This window comes from Kitasatospora sp. MMS16-BH015 (assembly GCF_002943525.1).
Taxonomy (GTDB): domain Bacteria; phylum Actinomycetota; class Actinomycetes; order Streptomycetales; family Streptomycetaceae; genus Kitasatospora.
The window spans coordinates 848,926-865,059 of the sequence record NZ_CP025394.1 but is presented as its reverse complement, the minus strand read 5'-3'; the positions used below and the strand labels follow the sequence as shown (position 1 = coordinate 865,059).

Here is a 16,134-nt window from a genome sequence, read left to right as displayed (position 1 = left end):
AGCCCTGCAGAGAGGCCCGCCCGTCATGCGCTCGCACGACGCCCACTCGCCGTACCAGCAAGCGGAGTTCACCCCGGTCGCCGTGGTCGGCCTGGCCGTCCGGCTGCCGCAGGCGGACTCGGCCGAGGCGCTGCACCGGCTGCTCGCGGACGGGGTGGGCACGGTGGGCGCGCCCTCGGCCCACCGGCTGGCCCTGGCCGGGCTCGACCCGGCGGGCAGCTACCCGCAGCTGGCCGCCGCGGCCGGCATCGAGGAGTTCGACCGGGAGTACTTCGGCATCACCCCCGCCGAGGCCGAGGCGATGGATCCGCACCAGCGCTGGCTGCTCCAACTCTCCTGCGCGGCCGTGGAGAACGCCGGCTACCGGGTCTCCGGGCTGCGCGGCGGCCGGACCGGGGTCTTCCTCGGCGCCCCGCGCCAGGACTACGCCCGGCTGGTTGGCGAGGACGACCTGGTGACCATGCTCGGCACCGCCGCCTCCGCCCTGGCCGGCCGGGTCAGCTACCTGCTCGGGCTGCAGGGCCCGGCCGTGGTGGTGGACACCGGCTGCTCCAGCGCGGTGGTCGCGCTGCACTACGCCTGCCGCGAGCTGACCGCCGGCACGGTGGACACCGCCCTGGTCGGCGGGGCGAGCCTCTACCCCGTGCTGGTCGAGCAGGCGGGCGCCGACGCCTTCCCCGAGGTGATGGCCACCGACGGCGTCTGCCGGGCCTTCGACGCCGCCGCGGCCGGCACCTCGCCGGGTGAGGGCGGCGGGGTGCTGCTGCTCAAGCGGCTGGACCGCGCGCTGGCCGACGGCGACACCGTGCACGCCGTGCTGCGCGGCCTGGCCGTCAACCACAACGGCTCCCGCTCCAACGGCTTCTCGGCCCCCGGGCTGACCGCCCAGGTCGAGGTGATCGAGCAGGCCTGGGCGCAGGCCGGGATCGGCCTCGACCGGCTCACCGTGCTGGAGGCGCACGGCTCGGGCACCCGGCTGGGCGACATGATCGAGATCGAGGCCGTCCAGCGGGTGCTCACCGGCGCCGGCGCCGGGCGGCACGCCTGCGCGATCGGCTCGGTGAAGAGCAACCTGGGCCACCTCGGCAACATCGCGGGCATCGCCGGCCTGATCAAGGCGGTGCTCGGGCTGCGCCACCGCACCCACTACCCCTCGATCAACTTCGAGCACCCCAACCCCCAACTCGCCGCCCACGGCGAGCCGGTGCGGGTCTCGGTCGAGACCGCGCCGTGGACCACCCCCGACGGCCGCCCGCGCGTGGCGGGTGTCAGCTCGCTCACCCTGATCGGCACCAACACCCACGCCGTGCTCGAGGAGGCGCCGGAGCGCCCCGAGCCGGCTCCGGCCACCCAGCCGTACGAGCTCGTCACCCTCTCGGCCCGCAGCACCGCAGCCCTGCGCCGGCAGGTCACGGCGCTGCGGGAGTGGCTGCCCCGCCTGCGGGAGGCCGAGCTGCCGGACGCCCTCTTCGTGCTGAACGCCGGCCGCGACGACCACCCGGTGCGGGTGGCCTTCCCGGTGTCGGACCTGGCCACCCTGCGGGACGGACTCGACCGGCTGGCCGGAGAGTTGGAGAAGGGCCCGCAGATCGAGCCGGTGGGCCGCAGGCTGGTGCTGGTGCTCGGCGACCCGGTGGAGACCGCGGCCGACCCGGCGGTCTGGGCAGCGGCCTACCCCGCGTACGCGCAGGCGTACCAGCGCTCGGCCGGAGTGCCGGAGGCGGCGCGGCACCAGTACGCCTCGGTGGAGCTGCTGCGGGCCCAGGGGCTCGCGCCGGAGGTGCTGCTCGGGACCGGGCGGGGGCGGGCGGTGGCCCGGGCGCTGCGCGGGGAGCTGCCGTTGGCCGAGGCCTGGGCGGAGCCGGTGACCGCGCCCTCGGCGGCCCGGACCCGGGCCGTGGTGGCCCGGCTCGCCGAGGAGGAGCCCTCGGCCTTCCTGGTGCTCGGCGAAGTGGACCCGGCCTTCGGCGAGTTGGTCGATGTGGCGGGGCCCGCCGGGCCGCGCCACGAGTACACCGCCTGGCCCGCCACCGCCCCGGCCGAGCTCGCGGCGGTGCTCGCCACGCTCTACCGCGCCGGCATCACCGTGGACTGGGACCGCCGCTACGCCGGCCAGGGCCGCCGCCGGATCGAGCTGCCCGGCTACTCCTTCGAGCCCACCCGCTGCTGGCCCGAGGTGCGGCCGAGCACGAAGGCCGTCACCACGGCGAGCGCGCCGGTGGAGGCGGGAGACCCGGTCGAGGCGGTGGCCGAGGTGTTCGGTGCGGTGCTGCGGATCGATGGCATCGACGCCGAATCCGACTATTTCGACCTCGGCGGCAACTCCATCCTCGGCCTCTCGGTGCTGGAGCGGCTGAACCGCCGGTACGGCCTGCGCCTCACCCTGCCGGTGCTGTACGAGTACAGCACCGTGGCCGCCCTCGCCGAGCTGATCCGCTCGCAGGCCCGGACGGCGGCGGCCCCCGCGGAGTCGATCGTCCGGCTGACGGCGGAGACCACCCACCTGCCCAGCCACGGGCAGGAGGCGCTCTGGTTCCTGGACCAGCTGACCCCGGACGTGGCGATCTACAACGTGCCGCACGACATGCACCTGCGCGGGCCGGTGGACGTGCCCGCGCTGCGGCGGGCGCTGGCCGCCTTCGAACGCCGCCACGAGGTGCTGCGGACCCGCTACCTGGAGCAGGACGGCAAGCCCCTGGTCGCCCTGCTGCCGGTGGACGAGAGCGAGTTGGAGGTGGTCGACCTCACCGGCATCGCCGAGGAGACGGAGCGGACGGCCGCCGCCGAGGCCTGGCTGCGGGCCGCCGCGGCGGCGCCGATGGTGCTCAGCGATGGCCCGCTCTACCGCAAGCTGCTGGTGAAGACCGCCGAGGACGACCACACCCTGCTGCTGGTCGCCCACCACAGCGTCTACGACGGCTGGACCCCGGCCGTGCTCGACCGCGACCTCTGGGAGCTCTACCGGGCCGAGCTGGCCCAGCGCCCGGCCGAGCTGCCCGAACTCCCGATCAGCTACCTGGACTTCGCGGCCTGGCAGCGCGAGCGGCTGACCGGCGAGCACCGCGAGCGCCTGCTGCGGTACTGGCGCGGCGCGCTGGCCGGCGTCACCCCCTCACGGCTCCCGCACCCCAAGCCGCGCCCCGAACGGCTCACCGGCCAGGGCGAGGTGTACCGCTTCACCGTCCCAGCCGAGCTGATGGACGGGCTCAAGGAGCTGAGCGCGGCCCAGCGCGGCTCGTTGTTCATGACCATGCTGACGGTGCTCAAGGTGCTGCTGCTGCGCTACAGCGGCGAGGGCGACCTGACGGTGGCCACCACCACCGCCGGGCGCTCCCACCCCGATGTGCTCGAGCTGATCGGGTACTTCAACAACGCCGTGCCGCTGCGGACCAAGCTGGACGGGGATCTGACGTTCCGTCAGGCCCTGGCCAGGGTGCGGCGGACGGTGATCGACGGACTCGACCACGACGAACTCCCGTTCGCCATGCTGGTCGCCGACCAGCAGCCCGAGCGCGACCCGTCCCGGCACCCGATCTTCCAGATCGCGTACATCCACCAGAACATCATCGACCACGTGGCCGAGCTCGCCCCCGGCCTCACCTACCGCAGCGATCGGCTGCAGCAGTTCGGCGGCCTGCCGCCGGGCACGGCCAAGTGGGACCTCAGCCTGACGGTCTGCGAGCTGGACACCCACCCAGAGCTCACCGCCTCCTTCGAGTACAGCCTCGACCTCTTCGACCAGCCCGCCGTCGAGCGCCTGACGGCCGACTTCCTCACCCTGATCCGCGCCATCCTGGCCGAGCCGGACGCCCCGATCTGTGGCCTGCCGCTGCTGGACGAGGCCGAGCGGCAGGCCCGGCTGGCGATCGGGCACGGCCCGGCCGACGCGGTCGGCCCGATCGGGCACGTGGTGGCGCGGGGCGGGGCCTCGGTGGCGCTGGCGGCGCGGCTCGCCGCCAGGGGCGTCGGGGCCGGCACGGTGGTGGCCGGACCGGCGGACGGCCTCGAGGGCGCGGTGGCGCTGGCGGCGGTGGTGCGGCTCGGCGCGGTGTACGTGCCGTGGGACACCGGAGCCTCGTTCGCCCGCCAGGCGGCGGTGTTGGAGCAGGCCGGGCCGGCCCTGCTGCTGAGCTCGGCCGGCGGCCCGCTGCCCTGGCCCGGGCCGGTGCTCGACCCGGCGGAGGCAGGATCCGAGGACACGGCCCGGGGGGTGGACGCCGGTACGGCCCCGGTGGTGGACGCCGTCGGTGGAGCCGTGGCCCTGCACGGGCTGCTGGTGCCCGCCGAGGCCGTCGCCGGGTACTCGCTCGCCGAGCTCATCCGCCGGGCTGAGGAGACCGAACTGCGGCCGACCGACGGCGCGTTCGTGCTGCCCGGCCTGCCCTACCCGATCGCCGAGGGCGCCGGGGAGACCGGCGACCCCGAGTGGCTCGCGCTCGGCCGCACCACGCCGGGCACCCGGCTCTACGTGCTGGACCCCGCGCTCGGCCCGGTGCCGGCCGGGGTGACCGGCGAGCTCTGGCTGGGCGGCCCGGTGGCCGCGCTCGGCTACCACCGCGACCCGGCCGGCACCGAACGGGACTTCCGGGCCGACCCGCACCACCCGGGCGGTCGCCTGCTGCGCACCGGCCGGGCCGCCCGGATCGACGCGGCCGGGGTGGTGCAGCTGCGCCGTCCGGCGCCGGTGGCCGAGCCGGCGCCGGTGGCCGTGGCCGTGGCCGCACCCGCATCGGAGGAGACCGCCCCGGACGAGCTGGAGACCGCGCTGATCCGGCTCTGGGCCGGACTGCTCGACCGCGAGCCCGGGCGGCACGAGAACTTCTTCGACCTCGGCGGCCACTCGCTGCTGGCCATGACGCTGCTCGGCAAGGTGCAGGCCCAGCACGGTGTCCGGCTGCCCGCCGCCGCCCTGTTCGACCACCCGACCCCGGCCGGCCTGGCCGAGGCCGTCCGGACGGCGGGCGGCCGGACCCGGCCGGCCTCGATCGCGGTGCTCCAACCGCGCGGCGAGCAGCCCCCGCTGGTCTGCCTGCACCCCAACGGCGAGAACACCCTGGCCTTCCACGCCTTCGCCCGCCAGTTCGCCCCCGACACCCCGCTGCACGGCCTGCGCGCCGAACGCCCCGACCCGTACCTGCCCGCCGACGCCCGCCGCACCCGGCTGGCCGCCCGGGCGCGGGAGTGCGCCACCGCGATCCGCGGCGCGGACCCGCAGGGGCCGTACCGGCTGCTCGGCTGGGAGTACGGCGCGGTGCTGGCGGCCGAGACGGCCGCCCTGCTGCGCGCCGAGGGCGGCGAGGTGACGCTGCTCGGCCTGGTGGACGGGCCGGAGACGGCGGCGGCGCTGGCTGCGGCGGAAGGGCTGCCGGCACGGGTCTTCCGCAGTGCGCCGAGCGACGGCGCGGCGGATGGCGTCAGTGCGCCGAGCGACGGCGCGGCGGATGGCGTCAGTGCGGAGGAGGAGACGCCCGCAGGCGGCGTGAGGCTCGTGGAGCCGACCGGAAGCGCGCCGAGCGCGGAGCAGGCGGGAGCAGCGCCGACGGCAGGGGAGCCGGCGCGGAGCGCGAGCACCGCCGGCCCCGCCACCGTCCCGGTGGCGGCTGACCTCGCTGCGCCGCTGCGCGAGCACGCCGCCGCGCTGGCCGCCGCCGTGCGGGCCGAGCTGGAGCGGGTCGCGGCGCAGCGGCGGTCGGCGGCGGGGCGGACCGAGCTGTATCCGGATCGGTTCGGGGACGGGGCCGGTGGGGGTGCGGCGACCGTGCGGCCGTTCAAGCTCGGGCCGGAGATCGCGGCGGTGCTCGGGTACCGGGAGGGCGGGCCGGTGCCGGTGGCCGGGGTGGTGGCGGCCGTCGGGGTGCTGCTGGCGCGGCTGACCGGGGAGCCGGAGGTGATGGTCGGGCTGCGGGAGACCGGGAGCGCCGACTGCCGGCCGGTGCGGCTGGACACCGGGGTGGCGGATCTGCCGACGCTGGTGCGCCAGGCCGAGCAGGCGGTGGCCGCCGCGCGGGCCGAGCGGGCGCCCGCCGCCGGTGCGGGGCGGCATCCGCTGGTCTCGGTGGCGGTGGACCTGGCCGAAGAGGCCGACGGAGCAGCCGAGCTGGTGACGCCCCAGGGCCGGCTGGACGTGGTCTGGCGGGTGCGGGCGGGTGCCCAGGGGCTGAGCGGGGCGGTGCTCTGCGATGCCGGCCGGTTCGAGCCGCGCAGCGCCAAGCGGCTGGTCACGCGCTGGCGGCGGCTGCTGGCGGAGCTGGCCGACGGGGTCACGGGCCTCACGGAGCCCGACCTGGTCGAGCCGGCTGAGCGGCAGAGCCTGGTGCACGACTGGAACGACACGGCCACCGACCTCGGTGAGCCCTGCTCGCTGGCCGAGCTGGTCGGGCGGCAGGCCGCCGCCACGCCGGAGCGGACGGCCGTGGAGTTCGGCGAAGAGCGGCTCAGCTACCGGGAGTTGGACCGGCAGGCCCGGGCCCTCGCGGCCGAGCTGCGCGAGCGCGGGGTCGGGCCGGAGCAGGTGGTCGGGGTCTGCGCGGAGCGTTCGCCGGAGCTGGTGGTGGGGCTGCTCGGCGTACTGTACGCGGGTGCGGCCTACCTGCCGCTGGACCCGGAGTACCCGGCGGCCCGGCTGGCCTACCTGCTGGCGGACAGCGGGGCGCGCCTGGTGCTCACCGGGCCGGGGGCCGTGCCGCTGGCCGAGGTGGAGCAAGTGGAGCTCAAGCTCACGGAGTTGGTGGCAGAGCCGGCGCCCGCCACCCCGGCCCGGCCGGACGGCGCCGCGTACGTGATCTACACCTCCGGCTCCACCGGGCAGCCGAAGGGCGTGACGGTGCCGCACCGGGGTGCCGTCAACCGGATCCGCTGGGCCCAGCACCGGGACCCGCTGGGCGCGGAGGACCGGGTGCTGCAGAAGACGGCGGCCGGATTCGACGTGAGCGTCTGGGAGTTTTTCTGGCCGCTGAGCAGCGGCGCGGTGCTGGTGCTCGCCGCACCCGGCGTGCAGCGGGACGCGTTCCGGCTGGCCGAGCTGATCGAGCGGGCCCGGATCACCACCGTGCACTTCGTCCCCTCGATGCTGCGGGTCTTCCTGCCCGCCGTGGAGGCGAGCCGGCTGACCGGCCTGCGCCGGGTGGTGTGCAGCGGCGAGGCGCTGCCGCCGGAGACCAGGGCGGCGCTGCTGGCGGCCTGCCCGGCCGACCTGCTCAACCTGTACGGGCCGACCGAGGCCTCGGTGGACGTCAGCGTCTGGGACTGCCGCCAGGAGCACGAGGGCCCGACCGTGCCGATCGGGCGGCCAATCGCCAACCTCGCGCTGTACGTGCTGGACGGGCGGCTGCTGCCCTGCCCGGTCGGGGTGCCGGGGGAGCTGTATCTGGGTGGTGAGGGCCTGGCCCGGGGCTACCTGGGGCGGCCCGGCCTGACCGCCACCCGGTTCGTGGCCTCGCCGTTCGGCCCGGCCGGGGCGCGGCTCTACCGGACCGGCGACCGCTGCCGGGTCACCGAGGGCGGGGTGGTGGAGTACCTCGGCCGGCTGGACGACCAGGTGAAGCTGCGCGGCTTCCGGATCGAGCCGGGCGAGATCGAGACCGCGCTGACCGAGCACCCGGGCGTCACGGCGGCCGCGGTGGTGGTGCAGCTCTCGCGGGCGGGCGACCAGCGGCTGGTGGCGCACCTGGTGGGCGAGCGGGCGGCGGAGACCGAGGCCCAGCTGCGCACCCTGCTCGCGGCCCGGCTCCCGGCCCACATGGTGCCGGCCGCCTTCGTCTGGCACCCGAGCCTGCCGGTGGGCGCCACCGGCAAGTTGGACCGTCGGGCGCTCGCCGAGCGGGCGCAGGGGTGAGCGGGCGCAGGGCTGGGCGAGTGCAGCGCTGACCGGGTGCAGGACTGGGCGGGAGCAGGGCCGAGATTCCGTGGAGGGTGGAGAGTTGGAGACCGTACCGCCGCGCCGCGACTTCCAGGTCGTGGTCAACGAGGAGGAGCAGTACGCGCTCTGGCCGGAGGTGAGGGAGGTGCCCGCCGGCTGGCGGCCCACCGGCTACTCCGGCCCGCGCGAGGCCTGCCAGGCCCATGTGGACGAACTCTGGCAGGACATGCGGCCGTTGAGCCTGCGCCGCGCGATGGCCGCGCGGGCGCAGGCGGAGGCGGCCGGTCTGCCGGGCTCAGCCCAGCGGGCCGGTCACCTCGATCAGCATGCTGCTCCAGGCGGCGACCGGTGAATTGTTCATCACCAGGACGAGGTCACCCACCCGGAACTCACCCGAAGCCATCCCGGCCCGGAGGTTGAGCCCGATGTCGGTGGAGCCGACGTGGCCGTGGGCCCGCAGGTTGGCCCGGCAGGCCCGGGCCAGGGAGACGTCGAAGGACTGCTCGTAGAAATCGAAGGCACCGAGGGAGAGGTTCTGGGTGACGAAATGATCGACGTCCTCCATTCCGAGCCCCTGCCTGCCCAGGATTTCCTCGTTCATCCTGGCGAATCGCTTCTTGCTCTCCACGGCGAGCGAGAAGGAGTACCGGCGCGGGTCGGAGCAGGTCTCCTGCCATTCGGCGAAAGGCCGGTCGAGGTATTCCACCTTGAACAGGTCCCAGTAATCCCCATTGGTCTCCAGGGTCAGGTCGAGAATGCGCAGCGCGCCGTCCCGGGTGAGGCGCATGGCCATCGCGCCGTCGCCGTTCACGGTGACCGGGCGGCGGTAGCGGCGCGGGCCGGGCGGGCGGTTGCCGTGGGCCAGCACCACCTCGGAGAGCGCCGGATCGGCGGCCAGCAGCCCGCGGCCGACCAGCAGGGCGGCCGAGACCGAGACGCAGCCGAGCTCCGAAACACCCATGGCCAGACCGGAGTTGATCCCGGCCTCGCGCTGCGCCCTGGTCGCCTCGGAGGCGGTGAGCAGCTCTGGGTGGCGGCCGCCGACCAGCAGGAAGGCGGCCGGTGGCGCGGGCGCTCCGGCCACCAGCCGGCGGGCCGCCTCGGCGGCGAGCTCGGTGGCCGGGCGGCCTTCGGCCTCGCCCACCGTCTCGATGCCGAGCCTGGCCAGGATCTCCCGGTCGAGCTCGGGCAGCTGCTCCCGTTCGGCCACCTCGGCCAACCCGATGCTTTTCTCCGGCAGGACCGTGACGATTTCCGAAATTCCGACCACAATGCACCCCTCTCCTCGGACGGCCGCCATCCTCGCACGCCGGTCAATCGAGCGTCCAGAGCGGCGGATCGGCCGACCGAATGCGGCGCGAACGAATGCCCGGCTGCCGAATACCGTCCCGTCGAATCGAAAGAACCCGTGCGAATGAACCTGCGGACCGCGCCCGCCGAGCAGCCGGAGGCCACCGGCAACCCCTGGGTGGTGGGCCGGCTGGCGAACGGCGTGCCCCGGCTGCGGCTGCTCTGCCTGCCGCACGCGGGCGGTTCGGCCGGGTCCTTCGCGCCCTGGCGGCCAGTGCTGCCCGCCGGGTTCGAGCTGGTGCCGGTGGAGCTGCCGGGCCACGGCACCCGGGCCGGCCTGCCGTACGCCGCCTCGGTGGCCGAGCTGGTGGCGGGGCTGCTGGACGCCCTGGCGGGTGAACTCGCGGTGCCCTACGCGGTGTTCGGCCACAGCTTCGGCGCCCTGCTGGCCCTGGAGTTCGCGCTGGAGGCAGGTCGGCGGGGGCTGCCGGCGCCCGCCGCCGTACTGGTCTCGGCGGCCCGGCCGCCCCAGCTGGCCGCCACCCGCGAACGGCCGCAGACCGACGCCGAGTTGACCGCCTGGCTGCGGGCCACCGGCGGCCTGCCGGCGGAGCTGCTGCGGCACACCGAGTACGTCGGCCGGGTGCTGGCCACCATCCGGTCCGACCTCGGGCTGGTCGAGCGGCACGTCTGGCCGGCCCCGCGGCCGCTGCCCTTCCCGCTGCACGTGCTCGGTGGCCGGGCCGACCCGGTGGTGAGCCCGGCCGAGCTGGAGGAGTGGGCCGAGTACGAGGGCCCCGACCTGACCATCACGGTGCACCCCGGCGGCCACTTCTACCTGTTCGAGCAGCCCGGGGTCGTGCTCACCGGCATCGCCGCCACACTGACCGAGTGACCCGGAGACCGACCTCCTGACTCCGAGACCCGACCCAGCGACCGATCACCCCAGTGACCCGAAAGCAGGCCCCCATGACCACCGTGCTCGGCCCGGACGAGATCCGTGAGCGCACCCGCGCGTACCTCAGCAGCAGCCTGGCCCGCCAACTCGCCGACGACGAGGACATCTTCGCGGCCGGGCTGGTCAACTCCCTGTTCGCCGCCCAGCTGGTGACCTTCGTCGAGGAGCGGTTCGGCATCACGGTGGAGAACGACGAGCTGGAGCTGGCCCACTTCAGCTCGGTGGACGCGGTGACGGCCTTCGTGAGCGCGAAGACCGCAAGCGGCGGGGCACGGTAAGCCGTGCGCCTGACACCCGAACCCGCCCTGGCGGAGCGGCAGTCGACCTACCGGCGGCTGGCCGAGGAGCTGGTGGCCCCGCTGGCCGCCGAGCACGACCGCACCGAGCGCGTGGACCGCGTGCTGTTCGAGAAGCTGGCCGTCGAGGGGTGCCTGGCGCCGCTGCTGCCCGAGCGGTACGGCGGCCAGGCGCTCGACCCGCTTGCCTACGGGCTGCTGCACGAGGAGCTCGGGCGGGCCTGCTCGGCCACCCGGAGCCTGCTCACCGTGCACGACATGGTGGCCGACACGATCCGCCGCTGGGGCAGCGCCGGGCAGCGGGAGCACTGGCTGCCCCGGCTGGCCTCGGGGGAGCGGCTGGCCGCCTTCGCGCTGAGCGAGCCCGGGGCGGGCAGTGACGCGGCGGCCGTGACCGCCACCGCGGAGGCGGTGGAGGGGGGTTGGGAGCTGACCGGCACCAAGAAGTGGATCAGCTTCGGCCAACTGGCCGATCTCTACCTGGTGTTCGCCAGGACGCAGCGTGGTGTCTCGGCCCTGCTGGTGGAGCGGGACACCCCCGGGCTGACGGTGGCGCCGATCACCGGCATGCTCGGCACCCGGGGCGCGATGCTCGCCGAACTGTGCTTCGAGGGCTGCCGGCTGCCCGCCGAGGCGCTGGTCGGCCCGGAGGGCCGGGCGCACCCGTACCTGACGGTCTCCTCGCTCACCCTCGGCCGGTACAGCGTGGCGGCCGGCTCGATCGGCATCGTCCAGGGCTGCCTGGAGGCCGCGGCCGCGCACGCGGCCGAGCGCGGGGTGATCGCCCACCAGCTGGTGCAGCGGATGCTCGCCGACATGGTGGTGGCCGCCCGGGCCGGCCGGCTGCTCACGCTGCGGGCGGGCGAGCTGATCGGCGCGGGCAGCCCGGACGCCCCGATGGCCGCCACCGAAGCCAAGTACTTCGCCTCGGTGGCGGCCGGGAACGCCGCCCGGGACGCCGTCCAGGTGCTCGGCGCGCTCGGCTGCTCGGCGGAGAGCCCGGTGGCCCGGTACTTCCGGGATGCCAAGGTGATGGAAGTGATCGAGGGCAGCAACGAGATCAGTCAGACGACGATCGGCCGGTTCGGCCACGCGGGCGCCGGCGGTGGCTTGAGGTGACGGCCGACGAAGCGGTGACCGAGCACGGAGCGGCGATGAGGGACGAGAAGGCGAAGGGGAGGGCGGCAGCGGTGGCGGCGGACGGCGTGAAGCGGGTCAAGGTGGTGGTCTGGGACCTGGACCGGACGGTCTGGGACGGGGTGCTGCTGGAGGACGGCGCGGTGCCGCTGCGGGCGGGGGTGGCCGAGGCCGTCCGGGAGTTGGACGCGCGCGGGGTGGTGCAGTCGGTGGCCAGCCGGAACGACGAGGCGACCGCGCTGGCGCGGCTGGCCGAGCTCGGGCTGGCCGAGTACTTCCTGCTGCCGCAGATCGGGTGGGGCGCCAAGTCGGCCTCCGTGCAACGGATCGCCGAGGCGCTCAACCTGGGCCTGGACAGCTTCCTCTTCCTCGACGACGACCCGTTCGAGCAGGCCGAGGTGGGCCGCGCCCACCCGCAGGTGCGCACCGCCGAGTACACGGAGCCCGCCGACCTGCTGGGCCGGCCCGACCTGGCCGCCGCCCCCGGGGCGCCGGACGGCTCCTGGCGGCGGCAGCAGTACCGGACCGACCTGCGGCGGACCGACGCCGAGCAGGAGCACACCGGCACCCCCGAGGAGTTCCTGGCCACCCTGGGCCTGCGGCTCACCGTCCGGCACGCCCGGCCCGGCGACCTCGCCCGGGCCGAGGAACTCACTGTCCGGACCCACCAGTTGAACGCGACCGGGTACACCTACTCGGCCGCCGAGCTGGACCAGCTGCGGGAGTCCGAGAGCCACCTGCTGCTGGTGGCCGAGCTGGCCGACCGGTTCGGCGACTACGGCACCATCGGCCTGGTGCTGATCGAGCGGGCGGCCGGGCTCTGGACGCTCAAGCTGCTGCTGGTCTCCTGCCGGGTGATGTCCCGGGGCACCGGCACCGTGCTGCTCCAGCACGTGATCGCCCGGGCGATGGCCGAAGGGGTGCGCCTGCAGGGCGAGTTCGTGCCCACCGACCGCAACCGGCCGATGCAGGTGGCGTACCGGTTCGCGGGCTTCCGCACCGTCCGGGAGGAGGACGGACTGATCGTGCTGGAGCACCGGGGGGAGAAGGCGCCGACGGTGCCCGCGCACCTGGAACTCCGGTCGGAGCTCTGAGGTGCGGCCACCCCCGCCCGGCACGGTCGACCTCTGGTGGATCGCCCCCGGCTCGCACTGGCTCGGCTCGGCCGCCCTCTCGGCGGCGGAGCTGGCCCGGGCCGGGCGGATCACCGAACCAGCCGTCCGGGCCGCCTTCCGCCGCCGGCGGGGTGCCCTGAGGTCCGTGCTGGCGGGCTACACCGGGGCCGCTCCGGCCGAGTTGGTCTTCCGCCACGGGCCGGCCGGGCGTCCCGAAGTCCCCGGGGCGCCCGCGTTCTCGGTCTCGGCGGCGGGGGAGTGGGCGGTGCTCGCGGTGGGGGCCGGCCCCGTGCTCGGGGTGGACCTGGAGCTGGCCGGCCAGGGTCGCGAACTGAACGCCGTGGCACGGCGGTTCCTGCCCGCGCTGGCGCTGGAGCAGTCGGCGCCCGAGCGGCGGGAGGCCGTCTTCCTACGGGCCTGGACCCGGTACGAGGCCACCCTGAAGGCGGCCGGCCTCGGCCTGGGCGGCGCGCTGCCGCCGGAGAGCGCCGGCTGGTCGGCCCGTCCGCTGGCGGCTCCGACCGGCCTCACGGCGTCCCTGGTGACCGAGGACGAGAGTGAAGTGACGGTCCGTCAGTCCTTCGCCCGGGCCGCGTAGAGGAGGCTGAACAGGGTGACCTCCACCGCGTCCGGGCTCGTGCTCTCCTCCTCGGCCCGGAACTCCGCCAGGACGGAGCGGAGTCGGCGGGTCAGCTCCAGCTGCCGGTCGGGCGCGAGCCTGAGCGTGGCGTGGGCGAAGGCGCTGGTCGGCCCGGCGGTCTCGGCGGCCGGCGAGCCGAGGTCGATCCGGCCGGCCAGGGCGGCGGCGCGGAACTCGGCCCGGTGGGCGTCGATCGCGGCGAGCAGCGCGTCCAGCGCCTCGGGGTGCTCGGCCGAGGGGCCGAGGAACTCGCGGGAGAGCCGGAGCGAGCGCTGGGCGGCCAGGTACCGGCTCTCCAGGATGCCGGAGACCAGCCGGGTGGCGGCCACCGTGATCAGCCCGGTCTGCTCCAATTGCCGGATGTGGCGGTACAGCTTGGAGGGGGCCTCGCCGAGGGCGGCCGCGATCTCCTTGACGGCGAGCGGCTCGGGGCCGGCCCCGGTGAGGACGCGCAGGATCGCCAGGCGGAGCGGATCGGCGAGCGCCTTGAGCGTCTCGACGTCGGCGACCTCGCGCTCTCCCGCCGGGAGGGCCGAGACGCCCGGTGCGCCAGGGGCGCCCGGGATGCCCGGTGCGGGCGGGGTGGGGTGGTCCATCGGGCCATTGAGCCACAGCTTCAACTCTTGTGCAAACATTCTCGATTCTGCCACCATTCACGAAAGCGTGAATGGTGCGATTGACGTGAACGATTGGGGAGGCAGCGGGTGACTGCGGTCGGGGTGGAGCGGGGCGCGGCGGAGGAGCTGGTGCCGCTGCGGCGGAACTGGCGGTTCCAGGTGCTCTGGGGAGGGGCGGCCTCCTCGATGCTCGGGGCGCGGATCGCCGACACGGCGTACCCGCTGATGCTGCTCGCGATGACCGGATCGGCCACCGTGGCCGGGGCGTTCAGCACCGCGCAGCTGGCCACCACGGTGGTGCTCGGGGTGCACGGCGGGGTGGTCGCCGACCGGCGCAACCGGCGGCACATCCTGATGGCGGCCGACGGCTTCCGGTTCTGCGTGACGCTCTCGGTGGTGACGGCGCTGGCGCTCGGCCACCTGACGGTCTGGCACACCCTGCTGGCCGGCATCTCGGTCGGCGGGGCGATCGCCTACGGCGGGCCGGTCCGGATGATCGCGCTCCGCTCGGTGGTGCCCCCGGAGCAGCTGCGCCTCGCGCTCTCCCAGGACGAGGCACGGTCCAGTGGTGCCGGGCTGCTCGGCCCGCCGCTGGCCGGCTGGCTGCTCTCGGTGGGCCGGATCACCCCGTTCGTCGGCACCGCGCTCGGCTCGCTGCTCTCCTTCCTGGCCGCCTGCGCCGTGCGGTTCGACGGCCGGCCCGGCACGGCCACCACGCGCGAGCGCGGCGGTGCGCTGGACGGCTTCCGGCTGATCGCCGCGGCCCCGCTGCTCCGCTCCACCCTGCTGATCTCGATGGCGATCAACATCGTCGCCGCCGCGGTGCTGCTGCCGGTGATCGTGCTGATGCGCGACGGCGGCACCAGCAGCGGCGGGATCGGCCTGGCCCTCTCCGGGGAGGCGGTCGGCGGCATCCTCGGCGCGTTCCTGGTGACCCGGCTGCACGGGTTGATGGGCCCCGGCAAGCTGCTGCTCGCGACGAGCTGGGTGCTGGTGCCCTGCCTGCTCGGGCCGCTGCTGCCGGGCGGCCCGGTGGCGGTCTTCCTGTCCCTGCTGGTCTCGGCGCTCGGCATCCCGGCGCTGAAGGTGATGGTGGACGTGCTGATCTTCCAGCGGGTGCCGGACGAGGTGCGCGGCCGGGTGGTCGCCGCGACCATCACCGCGTTCATGATGGGCATGCCGGCCGGGATGATGAGCAGCGGTCTGCTGCTCGACCACCTCTCGCCCTCCGCCGTGCTGGTGCTCTACGCGGTGCTGCTGGCCGGCTGCCTCGTCCCGGTGACGCTCAGCCGCTCGCTGCGGGCCGCGCGCTGGGAGGGCGAGGAGAGCTGACGGGAGGTCAGCCCGCGGAGCCGGTCTCAAGGTCATGCATATGCCGGAAATTCACCAGACCGAGCTCGGCCACCTTGAGCCCTGCCTCGAAACGCGAGCCGACGGAGAGGCTTTTCAGAATCGACGCAACATGCCTACGGTACGTCCGCACGGACACGTTCAGCTGGCGCGCCGCCGTCTCGTCCTTCATGCCCGCGCAGAGCTTGTGGAGCACCTTGGACTGGGTCTCGTCGAGCACCACTGCGGCAGGTGTTCGATGAATGCTCGTCAGTTCCAATGCCTGGTCCCAGAGGGCGCGGTGGAATTGGTGCAGTGCCGCGGCGGCCTCGCCCCGGGCGAGCAGTGACTGCGGCCGGCCGTCCTGGCCGGCGACCTGGAGGACGGCCAGGTCGGCGTCGAGCGCGACCATGCTGGGCAGCAGCCCCGGCGCCACCCTGACCTCGACACCTTCGGCCGCGAGCCGGCCGAGCTGCTGGCGGTGGCGCCAGTCCAGCGCCGCCGACCGGTGCTGGAGCACGCGCAGCGCGTGGCCCCGGCCGAGCACCTCGCGACGGACGAACACGGGGAATTCGGCCGTCTCCTGACTGGTGAGCTCGACCACCGGGCCGCCCACCACGTGGAGGGTGAGCTGGCCCGCCGGCCGCTGCTCCATCGCCTCCCGGAGAATGGCCGGAGTGGTGGCGGAATCAATGGTGGCGACGAGTTGCGAGGATTGCCGGCGGTACGAATTCAGCGCCTCGCCGATGATTTCCTGCGCACGGCTTATCGCCTCGTCGCTGGCAAATCCGGCGGTCGGATGAATCCGATTTCCGTCCACGGTGTGATACACGGGAGACCTCTCGAAAAGTTCGCCAAGCCTGGGATTCCCTGGTGGGGCACAGCTGCGGATCA

General features: G+C 74.9%; 11 protein-coding genes. 8 read left to right on the top strand and 3 right to left on the bottom strand.

Annotation, left to right across the window (positions count from 1 at the left end; genetic code table 11):
- Nucleotides 1-25: 25 nt before the first annotated feature.
- Nucleotides 26-7,834 (top strand): non-ribosomal peptide synthetase, encoded by a 7,809-nt coding sequence (locus CFP65_RS03830; protein ID WP_104814749.1) that lies wholly within the window; start codon nucleotides 26-28, stop codon nucleotides 7,832-7,834.
- A gap of 85 nt (nucleotides 7,835-7,919) precedes the next feature.
- Nucleotides 7,920-8,210, top strand: a complete 291-nt coding sequence (locus CFP65_RS03825) for an MbtH family NRPS accessory protein (RefSeq protein ID WP_104814748.1) — start codon at nucleotides 7,920-7,922, stop codon at nucleotides 8,208-8,210.
- On the opposite strand, the gene CFP65_RS03820 is transcribed toward CFP65_RS03825, so the two are convergent.
- Complete coding sequence (locus CFP65_RS03820) at nucleotides 8,154-9,128, bottom strand: 3-oxoacyl-[acyl-carrier-protein] synthase III C-terminal domain-containing protein (RefSeq protein ID WP_158702007.1); 975 nt, start codon at nucleotides 9,126-9,128, stop codon at nucleotides 8,154-8,156. The two genes, CFP65_RS03825 and CFP65_RS03820, sit on opposite strands and share 57 nt — an antisense overlap.
- Nucleotides 9,129-9,272: 144 nt before the next feature.
- Between CFP65_RS03820 and CFP65_RS03815 the strand changes: the two genes are divergently transcribed.
- From CFP65_RS03815 to CFP65_RS03795, 5 genes are all read left to right on the top strand, one after another.
- A complete protein-coding gene (locus CFP65_RS03815) occupies nucleotides 9,273-10,043 on the top strand; it encodes a thioesterase II family protein (protein ID WP_104814746.1) in 771 nt (256 codons plus the stop codon).
- 74 nt (nucleotides 10,044-10,117) lie between these two features.
- Nucleotides 10,118-10,384, top strand: coding sequence for an acyl carrier protein (locus tag CFP65_RS03810; protein ID WP_104814745.1), 267 nt, complete (start codon nucleotides 10,118-10,120; stop codon nucleotides 10,382-10,384).
- 3 nt (nucleotides 10,385-10,387) lie between these two features.
- A complete protein-coding gene (locus CFP65_RS03805; protein WP_254552209.1) occupies nucleotides 10,388-11,521 on the top strand; it encodes an acyl-CoA dehydrogenase family protein in 1,134 nt (377 codons plus the stop codon).
- Nucleotides 11,518-12,633, top strand: coding sequence for an HAD family hydrolase (locus tag CFP65_RS03800; RefSeq protein ID WP_254552208.1), 1,116 nt, complete (start codon nucleotides 11,518-11,520; stop codon nucleotides 12,631-12,633). The genes CFP65_RS03805 and CFP65_RS03800 overlap by 4 nt, the downstream gene beginning before the upstream one ends.
- A 1-nt stretch (nucleotide 12,634) precedes the next feature.
- Nucleotides 12,635-13,252 carry a 4'-phosphopantetheinyl transferase superfamily protein gene (locus CFP65_RS03795; protein WP_104814744.1) on the top strand — a complete coding sequence of 206 codons (618 nt, stop codon included), beginning with the start codon at nucleotides 12,635-12,637 and terminating at the stop codon, nucleotides 13,250-13,252.
- Here the strand turns inward: CFP65_RS03795 and CFP65_RS03790 are convergent.
- Nucleotides 13,228-13,890 (bottom strand): transcriptional regulator, encoded by a 663-nt coding sequence (locus tag CFP65_RS03790; protein WP_104814743.1) that lies wholly within the window; start codon nucleotides 13,888-13,890, stop codon nucleotides 13,228-13,230. The genes CFP65_RS03795 and CFP65_RS03790 overlap by 25 nt on opposite strands.
- 108 nt (nucleotides 13,891-13,998) lie before the next feature.
- Between CFP65_RS03790 and CFP65_RS03785 the strand changes: the two genes are divergently transcribed.
- Nucleotides 13,999-15,243 carry an MFS transporter gene (locus CFP65_RS03785; protein WP_254552207.1) on the top strand — a complete coding sequence of 415 codons (1,245 nt, stop codon included), beginning with the start codon at nucleotides 13,999-14,001 and terminating at the stop codon, nucleotides 15,241-15,243.
- A gap of 7 nt (nucleotides 15,244-15,250) precedes the next feature.
- Here CFP65_RS03785 and CFP65_RS03780 read toward each other — a convergent pair whose 3' ends face one another.
- The gene (locus CFP65_RS03780) at nucleotides 15,251-16,072 is read right to left on the bottom strand and encodes a LuxR C-terminal-related transcriptional regulator (RefSeq protein WP_158702006.1); all 822 of its coding nucleotides are present in this window, start codon (nucleotides 16,070-16,072) and stop codon (nucleotides 15,251-15,253) included.
- Nucleotides 16,073-16,134: the final 62 nt, after the last annotated feature.

Bases quoted from the DNA above. Each gene is read 5' to 3' on its own strand.
- CFP65_RS03830 (WP_104814749.1), top strand. From the start codon at position 26: ATGCGCTCGCACGACGCCCACTCGCCGTACCAGCAAGCGGAGTTCACC.
- CFP65_RS03790 (WP_104814743.1), bottom strand. From the start codon at position 13,890: ATGGACCACCCCACCCCGCCCGCACCGGGCATCCCGGGCGCCCCTGGC.
- CFP65_RS03810 (WP_104814745.1), top strand. From the start codon at position 10,118: ATGACCACCGTGCTCGGCCCGGACGAGATCCGTGAGCGCACCCGCGCG.
- CFP65_RS03815 (WP_104814746.1), top strand. From the start codon at position 9,273: ATGAACCTGCGGACCGCGCCCGCCGAGCAGCCGGAGGCCACCGGCAAC.